Annotated in this window: 20 protein-coding genes; 9 read left to right on the top strand and 11 right to left on the bottom strand. The window is 54.4% G+C overall.

What is annotated here, in order from left to right; all coding sequences use genetic code 11:
* Window positions 1-304: 304 nt before the first annotated feature.
* The 7 genes from H6815_11905 to H6815_11875 all read right to left on the bottom strand — a co-directional run bounded on the left by H6815_11905 (window position 305) and on the right by H6815_11875 (window position 9,484).
* Window positions 305-1,348, bottom strand: a complete 1,044-nt coding sequence (locus tag H6815_11905) for an aminotransferase class I/II-fold pyridoxal phosphate-dependent enzyme (protein ID MCB9861144.1) — start codon at window positions 1,346-1,348, stop codon at window positions 305-307.
* 24 nt (window positions 1,349-1,372) lie between these two features.
* Window positions 1,373-2,710: an MFS transporter gene (locus tag H6815_11900; GenBank protein MCB9861143.1), complete on the bottom strand. Its 1,338-nt coding sequence runs from the start codon at window positions 2,708-2,710 to the stop codon at window positions 1,373-1,375.
* A gap of 175 nt (window positions 2,711-2,885) precedes the next feature.
* Complete coding sequence (locus H6815_11895) at window positions 2,886-4,763, bottom strand: CvpA family protein (GenBank protein MCB9861142.1); 1,878 nt, start codon at window positions 4,761-4,763, stop codon at window positions 2,886-2,888.
* 126 nt (window positions 4,764-4,889) lie between these two features.
* Complete coding sequence (tadA, locus tag H6815_11890) at window positions 4,890-6,614, bottom strand: Flp pilus assembly complex ATPase component TadA (GenBank protein MCB9861141.1); 1,725 nt, start codon at window positions 6,612-6,614, stop codon at window positions 4,890-4,892.
* 244 nt (window positions 6,615-6,858) lie between these two features.
* Window positions 6,859-8,013, bottom strand: a complete 1,155-nt coding sequence (locus tag H6815_11885) for a PilT/PilU family type 4a pilus ATPase (protein ID MCB9861140.1) — start codon at window positions 8,011-8,013, stop codon at window positions 6,859-6,861.
* Between the two features lie 299 nt (window positions 8,014-8,312).
* Window positions 8,313-9,062 carry a DUF429 domain-containing protein gene (locus H6815_11880; protein ID MCB9861139.1) on the bottom strand — a complete coding sequence of 250 codons (750 nt, stop codon included), beginning with the start codon at window positions 9,060-9,062 and terminating at the stop codon, window positions 8,313-8,315.
* Window positions 9,059-9,484: a rhodanese-like domain-containing protein gene (locus tag H6815_11875; GenBank protein MCB9861138.1), complete on the bottom strand. Its 426-nt coding sequence runs from the start codon at window positions 9,482-9,484 to the stop codon at window positions 9,059-9,061. The genes H6815_11880 and H6815_11875 overlap by 4 nt, the downstream gene beginning before the upstream one ends.
* A gap of 98 nt (window positions 9,485-9,582) precedes the next feature.
* Between H6815_11875 and H6815_11870 the strand changes: the two genes are divergently transcribed.
* The 5 genes from H6815_11870 to deoC all read left to right on the top strand — a co-directional run bounded on the left by H6815_11870 (window position 9,583) and on the right by deoC (window position 15,385).
* Entirely contained in the window at window positions 9,583-10,494 is a 912-nt protein-coding gene (locus H6815_11870; GenBank protein ID MCB9861137.1) for a hypothetical protein, read from the top strand.
* A gap of 65 nt (window positions 10,495-10,559) precedes the next feature.
* A complete protein-coding gene (locus tag H6815_11865) occupies window positions 10,560-11,243 on the top strand; it encodes a redoxin domain-containing protein (GenBank protein MCB9861136.1) in 684 nt (227 codons plus the stop codon).
* A gap of 188 nt (window positions 11,244-11,431) precedes the next feature.
* On the top strand, window positions 11,432-13,609 hold the full coding sequence (locus H6815_11860; GenBank protein ID MCB9861135.1) for a site-2 protease family protein: 2,178 nt from the start codon (window positions 11,432-11,434) through the stop codon (window positions 13,607-13,609).
* Between the two features lie 41 nt (window positions 13,610-13,650).
* Window positions 13,651-14,601 (top strand): alpha/beta hydrolase, encoded by a 951-nt coding sequence (locus H6815_11855; protein ID MCB9861134.1) that lies wholly within the window; start codon window positions 13,651-13,653, stop codon window positions 14,599-14,601.
* Window positions 14,594-15,385, top strand: a complete 792-nt coding sequence (gene deoC / locus H6815_11850; GenBank protein ID MCB9861133.1) for a deoxyribose-phosphate aldolase — start codon at window positions 14,594-14,596, stop codon at window positions 15,383-15,385. Before H6815_11855 ends, deoC begins: the two co-directional genes overlap by 8 nt.
* 7 nt (window positions 15,386-15,392) lie before the next feature.
* Here the strand turns inward: deoC and H6815_11845 are convergent, their stop codons facing one another.
* Window positions 15,393-16,328 carry a class I SAM-dependent methyltransferase gene (locus H6815_11845; GenBank protein MCB9861132.1) on the bottom strand — a complete coding sequence of 312 codons (936 nt, stop codon included), beginning with the start codon at window positions 16,326-16,328 and terminating at the stop codon, window positions 15,393-15,395.
* Window positions 16,329-16,439: 111 nt separating this feature from the next.
* On the opposite strand from H6815_11845, the gene H6815_11840 reads away from it, so the two are divergent.
* From H6815_11840 to H6815_11825, 4 genes are read left to right on the top strand one after another with little or no spacing between them, the layout of a single operon-like run.
* The gene (locus H6815_11840) at window positions 16,440-17,804 is read left to right on the top strand and encodes a UDP-glucose/GDP-mannose dehydrogenase family protein (GenBank protein MCB9861131.1); all 1,365 of its coding nucleotides are present in this window, start codon (window positions 16,440-16,442) and stop codon (window positions 17,802-17,804) included.
* Between the two features lie 42 nt (window positions 17,805-17,846).
* Window positions 17,847-18,275: a hypothetical protein gene (locus tag H6815_11835; GenBank protein MCB9861130.1), complete on the top strand. Its 429-nt coding sequence runs from the start codon at window positions 17,847-17,849 to the stop codon at window positions 18,273-18,275.
* Window positions 18,272-19,054 carry a site-specific DNA-methyltransferase gene (locus H6815_11830; GenBank protein MCB9861129.1) on the top strand — a complete coding sequence of 261 codons (783 nt, stop codon included), beginning with the start codon at window positions 18,272-18,274 and terminating at the stop codon, window positions 19,052-19,054. Before H6815_11835 ends, H6815_11830 begins: the two co-directional genes overlap by 4 nt.
* A gap of 10 nt (window positions 19,055-19,064) precedes the next feature.
* Window positions 19,065-19,643, top strand: a complete 579-nt coding sequence (locus tag H6815_11825) for a hypothetical protein (protein ID MCB9861128.1) — start codon at window positions 19,065-19,067, stop codon at window positions 19,641-19,643.
* A gap of 48 nt (window positions 19,644-19,691) precedes the next feature.
* On the opposite strand, the gene H6815_11820 is transcribed toward H6815_11825, so the two are convergent.
* From H6815_11820 to H6815_11810, 3 genes are all read right to left on the bottom strand, one after another.
* A complete protein-coding gene (locus H6815_11820; protein ID MCB9861127.1) occupies window positions 19,692-20,591 on the bottom strand; it encodes a type II secretion system protein in 900 nt (299 codons plus the stop codon).
* A gap of 94 nt (window positions 20,592-20,685) precedes the next feature.
* A complete protein-coding gene (locus tag H6815_11815) occupies window positions 20,686-21,381 on the bottom strand; it encodes a signal peptidase II (GenBank protein MCB9861126.1) in 696 nt (231 codons plus the stop codon).
* Window positions 21,378-22,454 (bottom strand): hypothetical protein, encoded by a 1,077-nt coding sequence (locus H6815_11810; protein MCB9861125.1) that lies wholly within the window; start codon window positions 22,452-22,454, stop codon window positions 21,378-21,380. The genes H6815_11815 and H6815_11810 overlap by 4 nt, the downstream gene beginning before the upstream one ends.
* Between the last annotated feature and the right edge of the window lie 100 nt (window positions 22,455-22,554).

The following is a 22,554-nucleotide window of genomic DNA, read 5'->3' as shown; positions in this document are numbered from 1 at the left end:
CAAAAGTGCCAAGACCTTGAAACTGATCAAGAATTTTCCAAAAAATCTGACACCAGTTGGAACTTTGGCGCATCTGTGTCGTTTATTCATGTGTTCTACAAGTTGTAGGAGACAAGAGGAGATCAATCGATACAAAGACAGTATCGAGGTTGAAGGGTTCAGATACATTCCATCGGCGCAACCTCCGCGGGCTCTCGGAGCTTAGCTCCCCGGCTGAAGAGCAGACTCAGCCGGCCGCGGGATCCAGGGGCTGTGAAACTCTCACGGGTTTCACAGCCTTTTTCCTTCGATTCATAACACCTAATCAACCAAGCGTGTTAACGATCACGTTCCCAGCCCGCTCAATATCATCATCGGTAATGTGCAAGTGGCATACCGCACGAATCGTGCTCATACCCTCGGGCAGCATCAACACTCCCGCCTCACCAAAGACCTTGCACATCTCCGCTGCAGATGGGAAATCTCCAACAAGATCAAAGTAGATCATGTTTGTCTGCGGGCACCCTTCATGAATCCTCGCATGAGCAGAAGATGACACCAACTCAGCAAGTCGTGAGGTTCGTCTGTGGTCGTCCTTCAACCGAGCCCGATTGTGCTCGACAGCGTGCATGGCTGCTGCGGCAATGATGCCCGCTTGGCGCATGGAACCACCGAGCATTTTGCGAAACCGTCGTGCTCTTGTGATGGTTACATTATCACCAATCAGTGCTGAACCAATCGGTGCACCGAGCCCTTTCGAAAAACAACACGAGATCGAGTCTGCATGCTTCCCCCACTCGCGTTCATTGATACCTGTTGCTGCGACAGCGTTCCAGATACGTGCGCCGTCAAGGTGAACACGAAGCCCGCGCCCTCTTGCATGTGTGCAGACACGGGCATATTGCTCGATCGGCCAGACTGATCCACCACCACGATTATGCGTGTTCTCGAGAACCAGAAGTGTTGTTGGCGCATTGTGAGCTTCATTATCGCGGAAGAGTCTGTTGATCTCGTCTACATCAAAGATGCCCTGTTTCCCACGAGCCGCAGCGCACATCACACCAGAGATCGCAGCGGGAGCGCCGGTCTCATAGAAGATGACATGACTCTCCTCATGGCAGATAACTGCTTCACTGGGATTTGTCTGTGATCGCAGCGCGAGCTGGTTTGCCATTGTGCCGGAAGGGACGAACAGCGCAGCTTCCTTACCGAACAATGCAGCAACGCGCTCTTCCAGCGCACGAACGGTTGGATCACCCTCAAGCACATCGTCACCGACCTGCGCGTTTGCCATAGCCTCGCGCATGACAGGGTCGGGCTTGGTCACTGTGTCGCTGCGAAGATCGACTGGGTTCTGCTTGGCACTCATACAAAAGCGTAGTGACCTGACATGTCAGATGCCGGTCCTGATGCGAGCTTCCCTCGCAGGCTGTTCTTCGCGATGCTTCTGACCATATTCCCCCTTGCGCCACATCCTTACAAACCCAATCGCACCAGAAAACACAAGCAGAAGGCACAGGAATGACACGCCACTGGAAGCAAGTGACACCGGGCTTGGCACATGCTCACTCTCAGGCAGGCTTTTCAGGCCGTTGTAGACGCCGAAGGCAATGAGTGGGGCAACAAGTCCGCGTAATCCCGTGAGCCAAACGTGGACGTTGAGGTAGTCAGCGGCCCTTTCCGGCGGTGCAAAGTCCATGTGACCGAGAGGCCACGCAAGCACTCCCCCACCGAATCCTGCGCCCTGAAATGCTGCAGCCGCGTAGATCAGTGATATTTCCTGGAACCAGTATCCGAGCACCATGCACGTCTGGCTCGTCACAAACACCCAGCTGTGCACCGCTCTGAACGCCACAACATGCCCCTTGTCCAGTAGTCGTGCCCAGATGGGTATGCTCACCGGCATCATGAGAAGCGGCAGCGTGTTCGTGATCGCAATACCGCCCGAGTAGGACTGATGAAAGACCTCTTTCACCATGACAGGGCTGATCGCGATCATGATGAGATTTCCAAGCCCCATCATCATCTGCGACATCATGTACGATCGATAGGCACTGTCTGTCTTGAGAATCTGGTAGATCGTGAGAGAACGCCTCGCATCCGCGTTGCTTGCTATCGCTCGCTCATCGCGCCGGAGCTTTGCGTTCTGACGTACGGGCATCCGCAGCCATGTCCATACAGTCACGAATCCGATCACACAGCCAACTGGAAGGAGCACACGGAACGCGTTCTGTTCGTAGTCAAGCGCCTTTCCCAGTGTCCATCCCAGTGCCGCAATCGTGAGCGTCTGTACGGTTGCGAGCTTCCCTGTAATGCGCCCACGGGACTCCCGAGGATAGTTGAGTTGCCACGTTGTTGCACGGGCAGAGATAAATCCCGTCCAGAGTATGCGACCAAAGATCACAGCAACCACAACCTGGACTGCGCCGAACGTACTGATCTGTGCGGTTGAGACCATGACCACCGAAAGCATAATGAAGATCAAGAGCATACCCGCAATGCGCGGACGATCTGTCCCGCGAAGCATCCGTCGCCATATGGGGCTGCTGAGGTTTGAAAGTGCTGGCGAGGAAGCGACGAGTGTGGTGAGCGCGTTGAGATAATCATCGCTCACGACATGCTCGAAGGCATTTCGAACAAAGACGCCAGCAATTGCCCCCTCAATGCCAGCGGTAATAAATGGAAGCGTTGCAGCGCTGAGAACCTCACGGCTGAAGTTCAGTCTTGCCATGAAAGGCATGTGCCTCGGGTGAAAGCTGGGGAGGACACTCGCCAAAGCAACACCGACCCGGAGACCGAGGTCCCGGGTCGGTTTGTTGTGTGGTTCTGTGGTCACTTCACAAGCATTGGCGATCGACCGCCGCTCGGCAAGTTTACCCGACTGGTCTCAACGCAAATGCACTCGATCAGACAGGCCACGGAGCCTGCGAGAAGTCCATAATAGTGAAATCACCGACCTGGAGGAACCGGATGTTCACGCCGCGTGAAACACGGAAGATAATCGTGAGCTTGCCATCCGGATTGGTAATGGATGGACGACTCGGGATGTCATTGATCGACTTGAGCGGAATAGACGGTGTGAACCTGATATGTGTCAATGCGGCCTGATCTCGGTAAATAAAACCGATGGCGTCGTATGCCGTTCCATTCTCATCGACAAGACGGATTGGTTGATTTCGATTGACCCCTTCAAAGTACGGACCAAGAAGATCAAGACGGGAACCAACACTGACATCCATTTGAACAACGCGAACACCATCGGACTCCTGGAAGGTGCCGATTCGGAGACTCTTCTCGATCACACCGACTGTTTTCAACTGTTCACTGCTGAACTTCTGCTCACCATTCACAATATCCATCTTGCCTGCGTCCGATGAGACCTGGAGTGATCCTTCAACACCTTTCTTGATGATGAAGCCGATGCTGTTACGGATAGTGATGCCAATGTCCTGAAGCAGTTCACCGCGGTTGGCGCGTGTTTCATTCTGCGGGCGGATCATGATTTCACGAACTGCGACCGCGTTTTCTCCAGCTATCGTGCTGTCGGTGTCGGATGGATCGTACATGGTGCTGATCCAGCGATCCCGCCCCTTGTCTGTGCTGACTGCGGCAAACACCCGATCGCTGGGTAGTTCCTGCATCGTATTTGAGATGTCAACGCGTACATTTTTCACAAAGATTGCGTGTGGCAGGAAGCCAGCATCAACTGCAAACTCAAAGGTAAACGGCGTATTCGAACTGCCGCCAACTGATGTGATGACCATTGGGTTATCAAGATCACCCTGGTCAAACCTCCAGCGGCCTACTCGGCCAGTTGATGATCCGCTTGATGCCGAGAAACACGCAACCGGGAAATAGGACCGGGATTCACCGTTCTCATCCTCAGCAACGAGCCGCACCTGCGCATTGGTCATCTGCACCTGAGAGCCACCACCGGTCTCCTTTGCACCCGGACCAAAGTCGATCGCAACACCGATCAGGTAGCCGCGAGTAATCTCTTCCCCGTTCAAACGAACAGCTTTGTGCTGGGAGGAAACCCATTTGTCTGTATTGAGCAACTGCCCCATGGGAGTGCCATTGGTCACATCACCAACAACATAACTGAAATCTTTCCGAAGCGTCAGATCACCCCGTTTGAGAGTGTTTCTCCCATTGCCACCTTCAAACGACACACGCAGCGAGGATGGAACAACATGCACCCCCTCTGGATAGGAGCGAGCGAGACTATCACCACCAATGACAGGCTTGAATGCACCGGCAGATGCAATGCCGTAGAACTTCGCAGTGAGTTCGTCTGTCCATGGCTTCATAATGCCGGAGTTGAACACAATACTCCCGCGTGCGTCAAGATCGTTATATGTGACCGTGGTAGGCCAGTCGCTTCCCAGACGAAGCGAACCAATGCTGAGCGTCATGATGCCTGACGCAATGATGCCAGATCCGATGCCACAGAGCGTGCCGCCGATCGTGTTCGCCTGATCGGAAACATTCGCGTTCCTTCTCACAATGCTGTCAACAGCGCCGCGAAGCACAACAAGACTGACCACAAAGACACTAGACAGCGAAACACCCCAGGCAACATCGCGTAAAACGCTTGCAAATCCGGTTTGCGGAGATTTGTCGAGAAGCATGAGTGAGAGTGGTTCCCAGAATGCAAACGCAATCGCACCAGCGACGATCGTACAGACCAAGTGAATTGCGGCCGAGAAAAACCCGCGATTCATCCACATCAGCAGTGAAAACAGCACCACCGCGAGTGGAAGGGCAACTCCTAAAAATCCCATGGCATACTCCTCTGTCGCTCTATGCCCTGCGACGTGCTTCAGATGTCCTCGCACGCCAACTCATACCTGTATTACTGACAACTCCGGCAAAGGTTCTGTTCCGATGCGATACAACGCATGCCGCCATTATGCGGACGCGCCAGCCTTCACCTGCGTGGCGGCCTGTGAAGGGGCACCAGACGACGAGGATGCCATCACTCGCATCACCTCTTCCACGCTCGTGACCCCCTCAACAGCACGCAAAATTGCTGCCTGCTGCATCGTGGGCAGCTGACGTTTCTTGGCTGAAGCACGCAATGCTGGCAGATTCCCAGTCTTAATAAGTTCCCGCTCTGCCTTTTCAATCGGGATCAGTTCGTACACGCCGATCATGCCGAAGTAACCGGAACCATTGCATGCAGGGCAGATGTCGGGCTTGTTCTTGATAAGGACCTGTCCACCCTTCTTGAACAACTGCTGGACACGGTCCGCTGGCAACCCAAGTTTCTGCAACATCGCTGCATCCGGCTTGTATGGCTGGCGGCAGTTCTGACAAAGACGGCGCATCAGCCTGACCGACACGACACCGGCAAGCGGTTTTACAGCGGTGTCAACATCCCCAACCGCCTGGACATACGTCTGGAGCGCCTTGAGCGTGTCACGGGTACGCAGTCCAAGGTACAAGCGGGTACGGGTGTCATCGAGTGCACTCGCCACCTTTGCTGTTGCCTGATCCGGCATCTCCATCACAGTCACGACCTGCGGGTCACGACGGAGCGATGAACGTGCGAAGGTTCCGAAGTCCGGACCGTCGGCTTTGGGAACCCACACGTTCTGCCGGACACCTTCGAGATCGTCTTCGACATCAATCTCGACGGTTTCGATATTGAGTGTGTACGGATCGTGGAGTTTGGTCAACGCGTAGAGCAGTGTTGTACGGCCTCCATCGACTGCGCCCGCAACGAGCACCAGTCCGCCCTTGCCAACCTCTGCCATTGACCGAAGTGTCTTGAGCTGGGTATCGGAAAACCCCATATTGTTGATACTGAGTTGCACAGCCTTTGACGGGTCATACACCATCGTCAGTTGCATGCCGCCGGGCACTCCGCTGGTGGTTACACTGATCTCGTGCTCGTCAGGCCCCTGAGCAACCTTTGCAGTTCCAACCTGCTTCTTTCGGCGATCAGCAACATCAAGACCAGATGCTGCTTTCCAGAAATCGATGATTCGTATGGCATCCTGCGCGGGCAGCTGTTCCACCGCTGTTGGAACACCGTCAACCAATACAGAGACACCATACTTGCCCTCTGCAACAAGAGCGACATCGACCTGTGTAGCACGCCGATTTCTTCCCTCGATATAGATTCGCTCTGCGGCTGTACGGACAACAAACGCTTCCGATTCTCCCTCCGGCACAGGCACGAGTACTTTGCCAGGACCAGTAATCGTGAGTTCCGCCTTGCCAGCGAGCTTTGCCTCTCGCTTTGCTTCCTTTGCTTCTTTCCAACTCTGGGTATCGAAACGGATACGCAGGTGCTCGGGGACGCGCGGGTCCTTGTTTGTCACAGAGATGAACGTCATCAGAGAGGCACCAAGCACAACAACAATGATGCCAAGCGAGATCAGAAATGTGAATGCACTTGCAATCGGAAGTAGGAGAGACCCAACAAAGCCAAGAAGACCAACTGAAATCAGCCATGCGTTCCACTTGTTCCGACCGAGGTGGAATCGATCCGCCTGCTTATCAATCACAGTGGAAAGAAACCACGCCCACGCAACAAACGGCACAAGCATGAGAATCGGTTTCCACGGCGACACCAGAACGGTGAACTCTGCGAGCGTCATGCTCTGAATCGAGAGGAGGTTGGTCATCGTGTACGGTCTCGTTCTTTCTGACAGGTTCCACGGATTCAGCGAACTCGACTGAAGTGTTTCAGATCCACTCCGGTCTGTTAGCTGCACAAGTGTGCAGGACTTTGGCATCGCCCTGACGGGAAACGACGAGCGGCCCCGCTGCGAGCGAAGGGAAGTGTATCAGCACCAGCATCCGCTTTCCGAGCAGGATGTCTTGACAGCGGCCAGAAGAGGCAGACTGTCGGAGCGGTCGGAAGCTGGCTCAGCCAAGCTTCTTCAGTTTCATGCGGAGTTCGTCGACATTCGGCGAAGCCTCTTCGGCCACGCGCAGGGAGATGTACTCACCCTCGACCAGTTCGACCAGCGACTGGTTGAAGTCCTTGTTGCCCGCCTGCTGCGCCTCGATGGCGTTGATGTACTCGCGGAGTTCGCCTTCACGACTCTCAAGCACATACTTCTGCACGATCGAGTTGTTGATGAGAATCTCGATCGCCGGGATACGGTGGATGTGCTCGTGAAGGGTTGGCAGCAGCTTCTGGTACACAAACGCACGCATCTGATACGCCAGAATCTTGCGAACCTGCGGCACATCGTCCGGCGGGAACAGGCCATAGATTCGTGAGAATGTCTGTGTCGTACTCGACGCGTGGATGGTCCCGTACACAAGGTGACCGGTTTCTGCTGCCATGAGAGCAGCCTCAAAGGTTTCCGAGTCACGCATTTCACCGACGAGCACGATGTCCGGGTTTTCACGAACAAGCGCGCGGAGCGCGATCTTGAAGTCCAGACAGTCGATGCCGATCTCACGCTGATTGATGGTGGCTTTCTTGTCCTCGAAGATGTATTCGATCGGGTCTTCAATCGTCACAATGTGCACCGGCTTGCGCGCGTTCACATAGTCGAGCATTGATGCAATCGTTGTCGACTTACCGGAACCTGTCACACCGCAGAGCAGCACGAGGCCTTGCGGCTGCATAGCGATCTGGGACATAATTGGAGGCAGGTGCAAACCCTCGAACGGGAGAATGTTTGAGGTGATGCGACGTGCAGCAACTGAGATCTTGCCACGTGCCTGGAACAGGTTCACACGGAAACGGTTGTGGTCGTCGTAGTCGTACGCAAAGTCAACCGACCCAAACTTGTGGAAGTCGTCCCACTGTTCCTTTGAGAGGATCGCATTACAGATCTGCATGAACTCTTCGAGTTCGACCGCCTCGGTATCGAGCGGCTTGAGCGCACCGCGAATGCGTAGCTTCGGCTTCTGCCCCGTCTTCATAATAAGGTCAGACGACTCAAGCTTGATCGTCGCAAGCAGGAACTTGCCCCAACGTGTCGCGTGAGGGTCGTTCTTCTTTTGGATGGATGCGACATGTCCGACATGGCTCGCATCTGCATGGGCTTCGTGGCCAACGCTCATCTGGGCCCCCGTTCCTGTGGAAGGCGATTGTGTGAGTTGTGACACGAGGATATGCCCTTTCTGATACAAAAACTGGGCATTCGATAACCTGACACACTATCAGATGACCAAACGCTACCCAAACACCCCGAAGCATCCCTTCGGCCCGGCGCAGCAAACAACCGATCGAGCCCGAACCGTAGAGGCAAGTATTCGCATGGGATCAAAAACGGTTGCGGGAGTCTTTCGCTAAGGCCAACAGCCAATCGTTTTAGCTACCACCCAAAGAGATACATCGCAGTTATGATCTGAAGCCTTCGTCAAAACCGCATCAGCATGGGGAGACTGCACGAATCCCGTTCATTAGCATCACCCGCATGTTCGCAGGTTCTTCGGTAGAAACGGTCTGCGGTCCAGAGTGACGCGCACGCATCGATAATGTCGTCAGGCACACATTGCGCGCGAGTCGAACCCGGTATATCCCCCACTGTCGGTATCGTTTCGAACCCGACAGCACGGAGCAAACTCTCACGCTCCAATCTGCCCTCACGGGTTTTCTTGGAACTAACCAACGATCCACCACCGGTCACAACACGATTCATCGCCAGAAAGATGAGTTCTGACTGAGTTTCAGACAATCGGACAAGCACCTCCGGGTGCGATCGAAGATACGAGTCTACCTCTTTTATCTTCGGCACAATGTTCCATGTCTGCTTTGTCAGGCTCTTGCCAATGTCGCCCGATGCAATAGAGACGTCTCGAGCCTCGTCATAGTCCTTGCACTCAAGCACAGCGCGAACGGGCGAGTTGAAGATGGAACTCGACTTGTGTGCAAGAAGTTTGCGTGCATGCTGCTCGCACGTTCTACCGCCAGTACGGTTGGTATCAAGGAGTCCAATCGGAATATCAATAACTGCTGCCGCCACTGTCTCAAAGTCGCCGATGACATGCGCAATCGTTGGTGCAATCCATGCAGTAGGCGCAAAGCGGACCGAAGACCGCCCGGTATAGTTCTGCTCCACCACCAGCCAGCCGCCCCGACACCCATCAACACCAACAAGGCGTTTCATCTGCTTTGCTCTTGTGTTTCGAGCTCGCTCACTTCCACCTCGCCTCCCTGCTGCTGCCATTCCTGCAGACCACCCGAGTACAACCACACGCCACCGTACTTGTTTGTCAGCAGGCGCTTTGTCATCGCACGAGCAGCCACATCGCCCGGGTTGAGTCCGTACACGATGATGTTGTCGTACCGTCCAATGGTTGGGTCAATCGGGGCCCCCTTGGGCACCTGTGGAAGTTTGATATTCTGAGCACCCGCGATGTGCCCCGATGCAAACTTCTTTCCAGAGCGTGGATCGACGAAGATTGCGGTACCATCCGTCTTCTGCTGGCGTGCCCACAGCACCTGCACCCGCTCGCCCGGCATAAACCGGATGTTGCGATCCGAAATGCTTGTGTCGCACCCAACCAGCACTCCTGAGCCAAAAATCATGATTCCGAACAGACAGATATGGGACATCCTGCAGTTTCTCATACGCGAAGAATATCTCGATCGACTCCCTCGTTCATACCCCCAAGGAGCATTTCCTCATGGTTCGCCTGTCTAGCGCCAAGATTCCAGGTTTTCGCATGGTCTGTGCTGTGTTGCTCGTTGCAACTGCTGCATGGATGATACCCGTACGTGCTCTGGCCCAGCCTGACTTTGAGATGCTCGATGGAAACTCGCTCGTGCACGCAACGCTGATAGCAGAACAGGATGCAGTCCGCGCAGGAAGCACCGTCGATGTTGGAATCCTCCTCGATATTGAGCCCGGCTGGCATACCTACTGGAACGGAAAGAACGACACCGGGTTTCCCGTCTCGGTATCATTCGAACTACCCAACGGCGTTCGCGCCGATGCACTTCAGTGGCCTGTGCCCAAGCGCCATCTCCAACCCGGCGACATCCTCGACTTTGTGTACGAAGACAAGGTGCTGCTCATCTCGACCATCCACGTTCCAGAGGGTATAGGCGAGGTTGCAAATCTGTATGTCAAAGCCAACGTGGAGTGGCTTGTCTGCAAGGAAGCGTGTCTGCCAGGCTCTGCCGAACTTGAGACATACATCCCGATCACACGTGGAGAGACAGAGCCTCCAAGGTCAAAGCACGCCTCACTCTTTGCACAGATGCGGGAAACTCTGCCTAGGAAACTCCCCAAGCCCGGTACTGAGCGTGCGTTGGAAATGGAGTTGCGTTGGAATGATTCATCGTTTCTCGCTGTCGTGCCAAACGCGAAGATTGTTCGTTTTTTCCCAGGCAACAAGTGTGCGAACCTTGTCAGCCCGATTCAGGACACTGAACGGCGTGGCGAAGATCTCGAGGTTCGCCTCGAAACCGACCAGCTCAAGAGTGATTTCAGGCTGCAGGGCGTCCTGTCATGGGAATATCCTGATGGCACCAAACGGATGTATATGGTTGATTTTCCCTGGGGTGACACAAAGGGCTATGCACACCCCGAATGATGCGCACACAGCGCACATCGCATGATTTGTTTATCACTGGATCTCAGATCCGAAGGAGAACTGGAATGAAACTTTTTTCACGTCGTAACGCCATGGCACTGCTCGGCTGCACCGTTGCTGGCGCTGCCATGATCGCAACAAGCGTTAGCGCAACAACCGACCCGGACACCAAGGCTCCCCCGAAGGTCGGTGAGCAGGCAATGAACTTCAAACTCGTTGACACCGAAGGCAAGGAGCATTCCCTGCAGTTCTATCTTGATCGCGGTGATACCGTCGTTCTGGAATGGTTCAATCCGGATTGCCCCATCGTCAAGAAGCACCATCAGCACAACAAGACAATGGCTGAAACATACGACATGTTCAAGGATAGAAAGGTCACGTGGCTGGCAATCAACTCGGGCGCCAAGGGGAACCAGGGCACTGGCGTTGAGCGCAACAAGAAGGCTATCGAAGACTATGGCATCAAGTATCCAGTGCTGCTCGACGAGACCGGCGAAGTTGGCAAGATGTACGGCGCAAAGACAACGCCTCATATGTTCATCATCACGCCGAACAAGTCAGCTGCATCAGAAGCAAGCGATACAAAGGCAACCGGCACACTCGCGTACATTGGCGCTATCGATAACGACCGCTCCGCAAGCAAAGTCGGTGATATCAACTACGTCAAGAACGCACTGCTCTCGATTGAGCGTGGCGAAACAATCGAAGTCACTTCCACCAAGTCCTACGGCTGCGGTGTGAAGTACTGAAACTGATTGAGAATCAGCCAGACAGTTGATCGGACCCGGGTTGCACTGCAGCCCGGGTCCATTTCTTTGCACAAATCCGGAGTTCCTTCAGGACAAGCTGGGGAAGTGCCGATCCTTTCATCTGCCGAACATCGAACATCGATACTGCTGGAAACGAACTATACTTGAGGCTGGGAGATTTGCGATTTATGCTCGAACGTGCATTTGACATCCTTGTGATTGTGCTGGCATTTGGCAGCATCATTTTCATCCATGAACTTGGACATTTCCTCGCTGCAAAGTGGGCAAAGATCCGCGTGCTCGCGTTCGCGATTGGGATGGGCAATGCCGTGTGCTCCTACCGCAAAGGGCTTGGATTCCGTAAAGGTACAACCGAGCCGTACGTGCGAAAGCTCGTGGAACAGGCAAAGAGCACCGACCCCGATATCGCACAACAGGCAGAAGCAAAGCTTGCTGAGATCAGTCCAACCGAGTATCGACTCAATACGCTCCCAATCGGCGGATATGTCAAGATGCTTGGGCAGGAGGATCTCAATCCGAATGCCATTTCCAATGAGCCCGACAGCTACCAGAACTGCCCGCCATGGAAGCGCCTCGTCGTGATCTCTGCTGGTGTCGTATTCAATCTCATCTCTGCAGCAGCATTGTTCATCATTGTGTTCATGGTCGGTCGTCCGGCCGACCCTGCAATTATCGGCACAGTTGTTCAAGGGCAGCCCGCGGCGCTGACTGTCGCGTCGAATGCGAAAGAACTAGGGCTCGATGGTGAGGCTGCACATCTGCAACCGGGTGATCGCGTTGTCAGCATCAACGGCAACAGGCCGCAATCATTCGATGATCTGCGTCTTGCTTCAGCTATTGCACGATCCGGCGGTTCTGTCGACATGCGCGTCGAGAGAAAAGGTGTTGCAGACACCGTCGTCTTTGAGATCAAGCCGCAACAGGACAAGGAAACCCGCCTGCTCTCGATTGGAGTCGGACCCGCTGTTACCACTACAGTCCGTGCAGTCGAGAACGATCAACAGCGTGAAATGTGGAACCTTGTGCGTGACAAGATTGGTTTGGGCGCAGTTGAGCCCGGGGCGCAACTTGTCAGTGCAAACGGCCTCACCGATCTTCCAGCTGGGCAGTCTATTGCATCAGTCTTTGCTGCGTCACATGGAAACCCGGTTGAGCTTGTGTTCCGGCAGCCTTCGAGTGAGACGACCATTGCACATGTGACACCAAGCCCCATCTACCAGACAGCACCGGTCAGCAGTCTTGAAGCGCAAAGTATCTTCGAGGTTGACCATCTGGCTGGACTGGTCCCCGTTCTCAGAGCAATCGTTGACAAGGACGAACCAAATGGAGCCCGCGGATACAAGGCTGGGCTTCGCGACGGAGATGTCTTTGCACGGATCGGCGACGTTGTGTTTCCGAGTTACCCGGAAGGTGTCATCGAGATCCGCAAACACGCGGGCGAGAACATCGAAGTCGTGGTGCTGCGTGGTGATGGTCCATTGCTGCAGCGCGAGCGCATCACGCTCCAGTGCCCTGTCTCCAGCAAGGGCTCGATCGGGTTTGGCGTTGGAGACACAAGCAATGAATCGACTGTTCTGGCGATGCCTCTGTGGTCAGACGCAAACCCGCTCAAGTTGACAGCTGGCAAGCTCGGTGTACGTGCCGACACAGATGTGCCCGCAGGCTCACAGATTCTTTCGATCAACAGCACATCTGTTCACACGCTTGATGACGTGCGCCGCGAGATTGTGGATGCGATTGAGACAAGTGACGATTCGCTCCCGGGATCCAGCGCGATCGAAGTGACAATGGAGATCCAGATACCTGATGATGAGGGTGACGCATCGACTCAACAAACTGTGATTCTCCATATCGACGAGGATGCGTCGCGTCAGATCGCTTCGCTCGGCTGGTCTGTGCCCTTCTATCCGGAAGCGGTGTTCGCACCGTACGACTACAAGGTCAAGGCATCATCGCCTGTTGATGCGATTGGAAAAGGTGTGCACGAGACACGACGCGTGATGGTTTATACCTACCTCACGCTTGCACGCCTGTTCGAGGGAACCGTCAAGGTTGAGCATCTAAAGGGCCCGGTTGGGATCGCGCACGTTGGTTCGCGCATCGTCAGCCTCGGTATCATTCCTCTGCTGTTCTTTATGGCCCTTATCAGCGTGAATCTCGCAGTTATCAACTTTCTCCCATTACCAATTGTCGATGGCGGCCAGGCAATTTTCATTCTGATTGAAATGATCACCAAACGACCGGTGCCGATCATCATCCAGAATGTCGCAACCATGGCAGGAATTGCTCTGATCGGTGCGATGTTCATCGTTGTCACCTTCAATGACATCAAGAATCTCTTCTGAGAAAAACCCGCATTCTGTTCTCACACCAGCAATGATTCGGTATGCTCGGACTTGGTGTGCTCCTGCTGCTGGGATTGCTGTTGCTTTGGATCGCAGCAGTGTGTATGGTTGCGCACGGTCTGCGTCATCCTCCCAGAAAAACCTACGCTTGGGCTGTTTCCAGACAATCTCCCGGCTCGCCAGCCGATATTGTGCCGCAACCAACCGCGTGGGAGGAATGGGAGTTCACACACACACTTCCAAACACCCGCAGATCGCATGTCTTCAAAGTCTGGGATATCGCTGGCAACAAGCCCGACGGCACAACAGTGATCATCACACCGGGATGGTCAGATTCCAAATGGGTTGCATTGTCACGTGTGCCAGCGCTTCTCCCCGAGTGCTCACGCATCCTGCTCTGGGACCCACCTGGACTCGGCGATACCTCCGGAGCGTGCGTCCTCGGCGCTCGCGAATATCAGCATCTCGTCGAACTTGTCTCACAAACAACGCGTCCTGAAGATCGCGTGATGCTCTTTGGCTGGTCGATGGGGGCTGGAATCAGTATCGCGACAGCTGCCGCACTCTGCACCGGAAACTCGTCGCGCGTCGCCGGTGTCATTGCTGAAGCGCCGTACATTCACCCACAAACACCAGCCATCAATGTTCTCAACCGCCGTGAGCTCCCCGGCAGCATATTGGTGCCTGGAGCAATCCCACTCGCCGGATTTCAGGGGGGCACAGGGGTCCGCTGGCCAGGATTCAGTCGTGTCGAACTCGCTCGACAAATCACCTGCCCTTTGCTGGTTCTTCACGGTACAAAGGACGAGATCTGCCCGCTCAGTGACGGCAAAGCAATCGCGGATGCTGCATCGCACGGGCAACTCATCACCATACCCGATGGGAGGCATATGGATCTATGGACTCATCCTGACCATCTGAATGCGTGCAGTGAAGCAGTCTCCGCGTTTCTACGATCACTTGATCACAACAAAGGGAAACCACATGCCTGACATCGACTCAATCCACCACCTCATCAGCGTGCTTGATCTGACAACCCTCAACGCAATCGACACAGAGACCGATGTGCGTGCATTATGCCAGCGCGCCGCAACACCATCACTAGAGCACAAAGCTCCACCGGTAGCTGCTGTATGCGTGTTTCCCAACTTCGTCCCCGCAGCAAAGGAAACACTCGCTGGTTCTATGGTTCGAGTCGCCTGCGTCGCATCCATGTTTCCTCACGGACAATCTCCCCTTTCGGTGCGACTCGCCGAGGTCGAGTGGGCAGTTGCGAACGGTGCTGACGAGATCGATATTGTTATCAATCGCGGACTGGCACGCTCGGGTGATCTCATTACTATCGCAAGGGAAGTTCGAGAGATGGCTTCGCGATGTGCGCACGCAGATTCCGAAGCAACAATCAAAGTCATTCTGGAGACGTGCGAACTCAACTCGCTCGATCTTGTATGCAGCGTGTCTGAACACGTCCTCAGCGCGCTGCACCTGGCAAACTGTCACGGCGCATTTCTGAAGACCAGTACGGGAAAAGGAGCCGCTGGCGCAGAACTCGACTCGGCTCGCGTGATGCTCGAAGCAATCAGGGATCACACAAAGGCGACCGGTCATGTCGTCGGCTTCAAAGCTGCTGGTGGTGTTCGCACCAAAAAGGACGCAGCGACATACCTTGATCTGGTTCGCGACGTGCTCGGCAACGAGGCAACCACGCCAGCACGATTCCGCTTAGGTGCATCATCACTGCTCAACGATCTTTGTACACACCTGTCACTACAATAATGGCTGCTTACTTTTCAGCAGTGAGATAGCAGATCCATGACTGGCACGTCTCGGCCTCTTCGACAGGCTCAAAGATGCCGTCACCCTCACATTCGCAATCGCAATCGTCCTTGCCGCAGGCGCACTCCTCGACACCTTCCCAGTAGACAGTGGACTTCTTAAAGCCAGCCTCTGCAAGCAACTCACGAATCTCAGGAATCGACCACATGCGCCAGTCATACGAAAAGGCTTTACGCATCTCCGATCCATCGAGAAACTTGAAGTGGATGTAGCATTTCATGTTGTTCCGCACCGGATCGATCTCATCCTGATCCCAGATGTATTCGAAGGTGTCACCACCAAAGAGCGCAACCATACTCTTGGGAACTTCCACATCCTTCGGTTCTTCCAGCACATCGTGAGATTCCCAACCGCCATAGCAGTCAAGAAAAAGAACTCCGTCGTCGGCAAGTGTTTCGCGCACCTTTGCAAAGTACGCACATAATGTCTTTCGATCCTTGAACAACCAGTAGCTGAAGTTATGCGCCACAACAGCATCCGCGCCGCACGCATCATCGGTCGGTTCCAGCACATCGCAGTTCACGAGTTTGACACGTTCCTGATGCTTCTCGCTCAACTTCGAGAGGTTGTTTGCAACTCCCCAGTCAAGTGTGGGTTGATCAATATCAAGCCCGATGGCGGTCCGCCCTCTCCCCTTGGCGACCCACGCGCAACTCGTATTTCCCGTTCCGCAAAAGTCCTCGCGCAGATGCTTCAGCTTCCTGCCCTTGAGTTCCTCGAACGTGTTCTCAATAAACTCCAGTTCGGGCTCGGGATCCTGCACCGAAAGCTCGTAGCACACGTGCTTGTCGACCCGATCCGCAACACTCTGCTTCTTGCTCGATTTCCTCTTCGGCTTCATCTCGATTGCTGATCCCGACTGTGTCTTTACCTGTGTGGTCATAGCGGCAAGTCTATCGGACTGGTCGGGGTTTTTCAGTGTTTCCACTCCATAAATGAACGAACGTCAGGAACCCGACGTACACTCTGCATCATCGCAGAACTGGAGAGTGCAATGAAACTGACAATGGTTGGCACCGGATATGTCGGACTTGTCACTGGCGTGTGTTTTTCCAACACGGGCAACGATGTTGTCTGCCTTGATGTCGATCCTCGCAAGATCGAGATGCTCAAGCGTGGTGAGTGCCCAATCTACGAACCGGGCCTAACTGAACTGATGCACCGCAACACAGAGTCAGGCCGCCTTCAGTTCACAACCGACAAGAATGAGGCATATCGCGATGCAGATGCGATCTTTATCTGTGTCGGCACACCATCCGACGATCGAGGTCATACCGATCTCAAGTACATTCACGCCGCTGCAGACGACATCGCAGACGTGCTCATCGATCTCGGCCCGAACCAGAAGCCCAAGATCGTTGTCATGAAATCCACCGTCCCAGTCGGCACGACGCAGGCAATGGGCAAGCGCATCCGTGAGAAGGTCGGCCCCAGCATCCCGTTTCGCATCGGAAACAACCCCGAGTTTCTCAAGGAGGGCGACGCCATCACAGACTTCAACAAGCCCGACCGCGTGGTCTGTGGCGTTGAAGAAGAGGCGACAGCGGATTTCTTCAACACAATCTACGAGCCGTTCGTCCGCAACGGCCATCCCATCTTCATTCTCGAGATCCCATCGAGTGAGATGGTGAAATACGCCTCTAACAACTTCCTCGCAACAAAGATCAGTTTTATTAACGAGATGGCAACACTCTGCGAGGCATACGGCGCAGACATCGAGCAGGTACGCAAGGGCATGTGCGCGGACAAGCGCATCGGCAATCAGTTCTTGTACCCCGGTCTTGGGTACGGTGGCTCGTGCTTCCCCAAGGATACGCTCGCGTGCATCATGATGGGTGATCAGGCTGGCAGGCAGGCCAAGCTCTCTCGCGCCGTCCACGAGGTCAACCAGCACCAGCGCGAGCTCTTCTTCCAGAAGATCTCAAACCACTACAAGGACCAGGATGGACTCTCCGGCAAGACCCTTGCCTTCTGGGGACTCTCATTCAAACCCCGCACCGACGACATCCGCGAAGCGCCCGCTCTCACCCTCATACGCAAGGCGCTCGGATTCGGTGCGAACGTGCGGGGGTATGATCCGGTTGCTGCCGAGAACGCTGCGAAGGAACTCGGATCCGGCCCGTTCATCGCCGACGATATCTACGAGTGCGCACAAGGTGCTGACGGACTTGTCATCTCGACAGACTGGGACGAGTTCAAGAGCCCGGACTGGAAACGTCTGCACGACGTGATGAATCAGCCTGTGATCTTCGACGGCCGCAACCTCTTCAGACCTGAGATGCTCACCAAGCACGGGTTCACGTACTATTCCGTCGGCCGAGCACCAGCACAGGCGGCATCAAGCGTGCAGCATGTGTGATATCTATATTCCGAATCAAAATTGCACGAATACGATGTGTTCATGCAAGATGCGACCCAAACTATCTCACATGCACCAACACGGGTACTCGCGGTTCTAGGCTGTGGTTTGCTATTGTTTTCATGCATGTCTGTGCTGGAGATTGCTCGATGGCACTCGCTGATCGCAATTAGATCTTCGGAAATACTTGATCAGACTACGCGGAAAGTTGAAGACCTGAACAATAACGGCGGCTTAAACACTGAGCAGATAATCCAAACTATCAACAAAGATGGCTTTGAGCTACGCAGTAACGATATCTGGGATATAGCAAGATACTTCAATGCCCCAGTATTGAACGACTATAACTTGTTTACAAATGTAGCAGCACGATCATCAACCCGTACTGCCATCATGAGTTTGGTTGCTGCTCTTATCTGTTTCTATAGCGCATACCGTTGCCACAGAGTTAACAGGGCACTCGCCGCATGATCTATCGCAACTCCATCCAGTGCACAGACTGGCTCGACCTTGCTGGCTCACTCGATCCCGCGAGCATCGATCTGCTCTACGCGGATCCGCCGTTCAACACGGGCATCACACAATCGAGCCACGCTGGGAGCTACACAGACACCTGGCCTGCCACCAAAGACTGGGTCGCGTGGCTGCGCCAGCGTCTTGCTGCAACGCTCCCTTCAATAAAAAACACCGGGCTCATCCTGCTCCATGTCGACTGGCGCACATCCCATCACGCGCGATTGCTCCTCGATGAACTCCTTGGCGAAAACCGGTTTGTGAACCATCTTATCTGGCAGTACGGTCTCGGCGGATCGTCACCACGCAGGTTCGCTCGCAAGCACGACGACATCCTGCTGTACTGCATCAACCCAAAGATCTACCACTTCACGCCCCCGATGGTGCCAGCGACCAGCAGGCGCATGCAGGGACAAATGAAAAAAGCAACCGATGTCATCGACATCCCAACAATCAACAACATGAGTACCGAGCGTGTGGGATATCCAACGCAGAAACCCATCGCGCTTCTTTCGATGCTGGTTTCAGCGTGTTGCCCGAACGATGGCATTGTGCTCGATCCCGTGTGCGGGTCCGGAACGACCGGTGTCGCTGCGCAAAAACTGGGACGCTCGTGGATTCTTGGTGACAGGAACCCTGAGGCTGTTGCTGTCGCACGTGCTCGGTTGTTCACATCTGACGTCGTAACGAAAATGTCAGTGAATACATCAGCCCGCACATCCGAATACAAGGCGTAGGATTGTCAGCATGCCACAACGTCTTGTTAAAGCTTACCGCAAGCACCGGATTATCAACATCAACTTCAATCTTGTTGCATCGGGTCTGCTTGCTATTGCAATCGCTAAGCTGCCCGTTGAATGGATCTCGCCGTGGGTCCAAAGTCTTTTCTCGGGTACATCTAAAAGCATCCAGGAAGCGGCGGTCACCGTGACAGCCGCGGTTATCGATGGGCTCGTCGATGTAGCGCTCTACTACACGCTCCACTGGCTTGCCAACCACGCAGGCAGAGCAAAGCCACCGCGTGCCATGCCAATGCCAGACCCCAACCGTCCAAGGGGTAAGCGGCACAGAGGCTCGTTCTTTCGCGACGCAACGGGTGTACAACTCCAGCGCCTTGCGCTCTCACCCGTGTACTACGGCGTCTCGATGCTCCTGATGTTCGTGCTCCGAAAGACGGAGGTGCTGAGTGTCGGATGGGCGTTCGTCGTCGGCTTCACAGCGGGGATTCTCGCAACCCGCGTCATTCACACAATCTGGGGCTTGCGCACTGGTCTCTTTGAGCCTGACCATCATCACGACGACGCGCACGAAACAAAACCGACATAACGACCCGTGCTCACTGTATCAACTGCTCAGAACACGACTCAGTTTGGATCAGTTCTGGAATCCGTTCGGCCGGACAAGGTATACGTTGTCATCAACTGTTGAAGGATCACCATCGGGACCGCACGAGTAGAAATATGGTCTGTTGTTTGTGCAAAGCCCACCATCAGCATCGCCCTGCGTTGGGCTTCTGCGAATGTCTGTAAATGCTTCTGGCACAGGCGTCGGCGGTCGTCCTGCACCGTCATGAATCGATGAAGGAATAATCAGAACACCCTCAACATTTGCTGTTGTTGGATCATCCCGCAGGGGAACAAAGGAAGCAACATTCCCACCCACATTGGGATAGTTCCCGTAGATCACGCCCTGAAATGCAGGATGTACATACCGAATCGGGTTTCCCCACGCATCAAGCACCGTCGGCAAGGGGTGTGGCTCAGACTGCTCCGGCATCGCTTCGTCATACTGGGGAAAGTTATCGCCTTCCATGTCATCGGTTGAGTGAAACTCGACGGATGTAAACACTTTCTCCGGGAGGGCACGAATCGGCTCCATCGCCGACTCGATCTGCTCAATCTGCTTTAAGTACCACCCGACAGAGTTGATCGTCTCATGCGGTGAATACGGCGCTTCATCTGTCACCGCGTCCGCAACAGGAATCCATCGGAAGTCGTTTGGTGAGTTCCACGGATTTGACCCGGAGTCCTTCGGCTTTGCATAGATGTACACGGGCTCTGGTATTCTCCCCTCAACGCTGATGTACTCAGTCAATGAACGATCAAGTGCGGCGAGTGTCTGTTGTGTCAGACGTTCCTTCGATGAAGCGAAGATCTGTGATCCAGCAGTGATGCCGATTGCCATCAGAATCGCCATGATCCCCAGCACCACCATCATCTCCATGATGGTGAACGCGCGCGTAACAGTACCTGATTTGTTGCTCGATCGGTTCATAGTGCATTCCCCACGTGTCGAGTCCACAACTGGAACGAAATCCAGCTCTGCACAAGGTTATACGTCCACAGGGCCAGACGGGATCCCCTCTGGTTCATGCTGCTTTGTGTGTGTGCCCTGCGGAAGGATGCCGCAGCAGGTGCCACATCAGCAGGCCAATCCCTATCAATAGCCACAGATCGGCGAGATTGGATACGTACGGCCAGATCTCGGTTGAACCTGCAAACGGGTTCTTCCATCCGAACGGCATCATTCTGCTAGGCAAGGGATGAATAAAATCCCGAACACACCCAAACAAAACTCTATCGTACAAATTCCCGAGTCCACCACCGAGAATCAACCCAATCGCGATATGGGCTAGCCTGTTCCGAGGCGTTGTCCAAGCTCGGAATGCCCACAAACCAAACGCAAGGGCAACAAAGGTGAACACGACAAAGAATGCGCGCTTCCCCGCACCGATACCGAAGACCGCGCCGGGGTTCAGCACAAGTTTGAGTTCAAGCAAGCCGGGCAGCACCACCACAGGGTCATGGGCCGGCAAGAGCATGCCGAGATGGTGCTCGCCTTGCGCATTCTGCTCGAGCACCTGCGCACGGCTGATCGTCACTGGTGTGTCTGCAATCTGGCTGAACGCAATCGACTTGCTCACAAGATCTGTGACAAGTGCAAACAACGTTGCGACCAGCAGCACAACACATGCTGCGCGCCAGGATGCGTTCGTGCGCACAGATGGCAATGGTGCCGATTGCTCCTTTGTCGTGTTCTTTAGCCTGCTCGCGTCGGTGCTCATCGCGATCCGTAACGCTGCGCATCAAGCATGCGCGCCGCCTCAATAGAGTACTTCGCCCACGGAAGTTCGTGAAGGCGTTCAAGCCTGATCGGCTTCCCAGTCATGACGCAGATGCCATACGTTCCCGCTTCGAGGCGCTCCAGAGCCTCATCAATCTCTTTGATAAGTCCGCGCTCATGTGCTGCAAGATCAAGCGAAAGGGATTGTTCGGACGCATCGGAACCCTGCTCTGCCATGTGCTGTGGCGTGTTTGATGTGCCGCCACCAAACGACTGCAACGCCTCGCGCTCCATGTTCGTCACATTTCCGAGCAACTCGCTCCGCTTCTGCAGTAAAAGTAGCTTGAAATCTGCGAGTTCCTTCTTCTTGAAGGGGGTCTTCTTGATAACAGGTCGATCATCGACTGACTCGTCGGCTGCGGCCTTCTTCGCCTTCGGACCGGAAGCAATCAGAGGTGCTCTACGAATCGATCCTGATAGAAGGCCGCCAGTTGGGAGCATCCGCTCGATGAGTGATCGCTGCGCATCTTTCTTGGTTGGCGGCTTCTTTGATGCTTCAACTTCACCGTTGGAGGTTGCCGTATCTGCCTTGGGAGATTGTGTCTTTGCATCCTTCGATGAAGTCTTCTTCGCGGGAGCTTTTTCGGGCTTCGGCTGAGCAGCCTTGGTCTTTGGCGCTGGTTTCGCCACTTCCTTCACCGTCTTCGCGCTTGCAGATGACTTGGCCGGCTTGCTCGACTTTGAGGTTGTCTTCTTTGGCGTTGTGTTCTCCACCTCGTCTGAAGAACCTTTCGCCGGAGACGGCTTCTTCTTTGAAACAACTTTCTTTGTTGATGTTTTCGTTGGAGCCGATTTCTTTGTCGTCTTTGATGTTGACGAGCCTGGCGTCTTGCTAGCTGATGACGCTGGTTTCTTCTCAGTGGACTTCTTTGTTGCGACCTTCGTCTTTGTAGCAGTCTTCTTTGCAGGTGTTTTCTTTGTCGGAGCTTTCTTTGGAGTTGCTTTCTTCGCGCGCGATGCCGAAGGCGATGCTGTCGCCTTCTTCTTTGCAGCGGTTGTGGTCTTCTTCGCCAAGCAACAATCCTTTGGCGTTAATATTATCGGAACTTACGATCACACAGAGTTGCCAAGGGTAGAGACAGACCTCACACCTGTCAAAGCAGAGTCCAATCTG

The organism is Phycisphaeraceae bacterium, assembly GCA_020639155.1.
GTDB lineage: Bacteria > Planctomycetota > Phycisphaerae > Phycisphaerales > UBA1924 > JACKHF01.
Note: the sequence above shows the minus strand (reverse complement) of the source record. Positions and strands in the feature narration are given on the sequence as shown.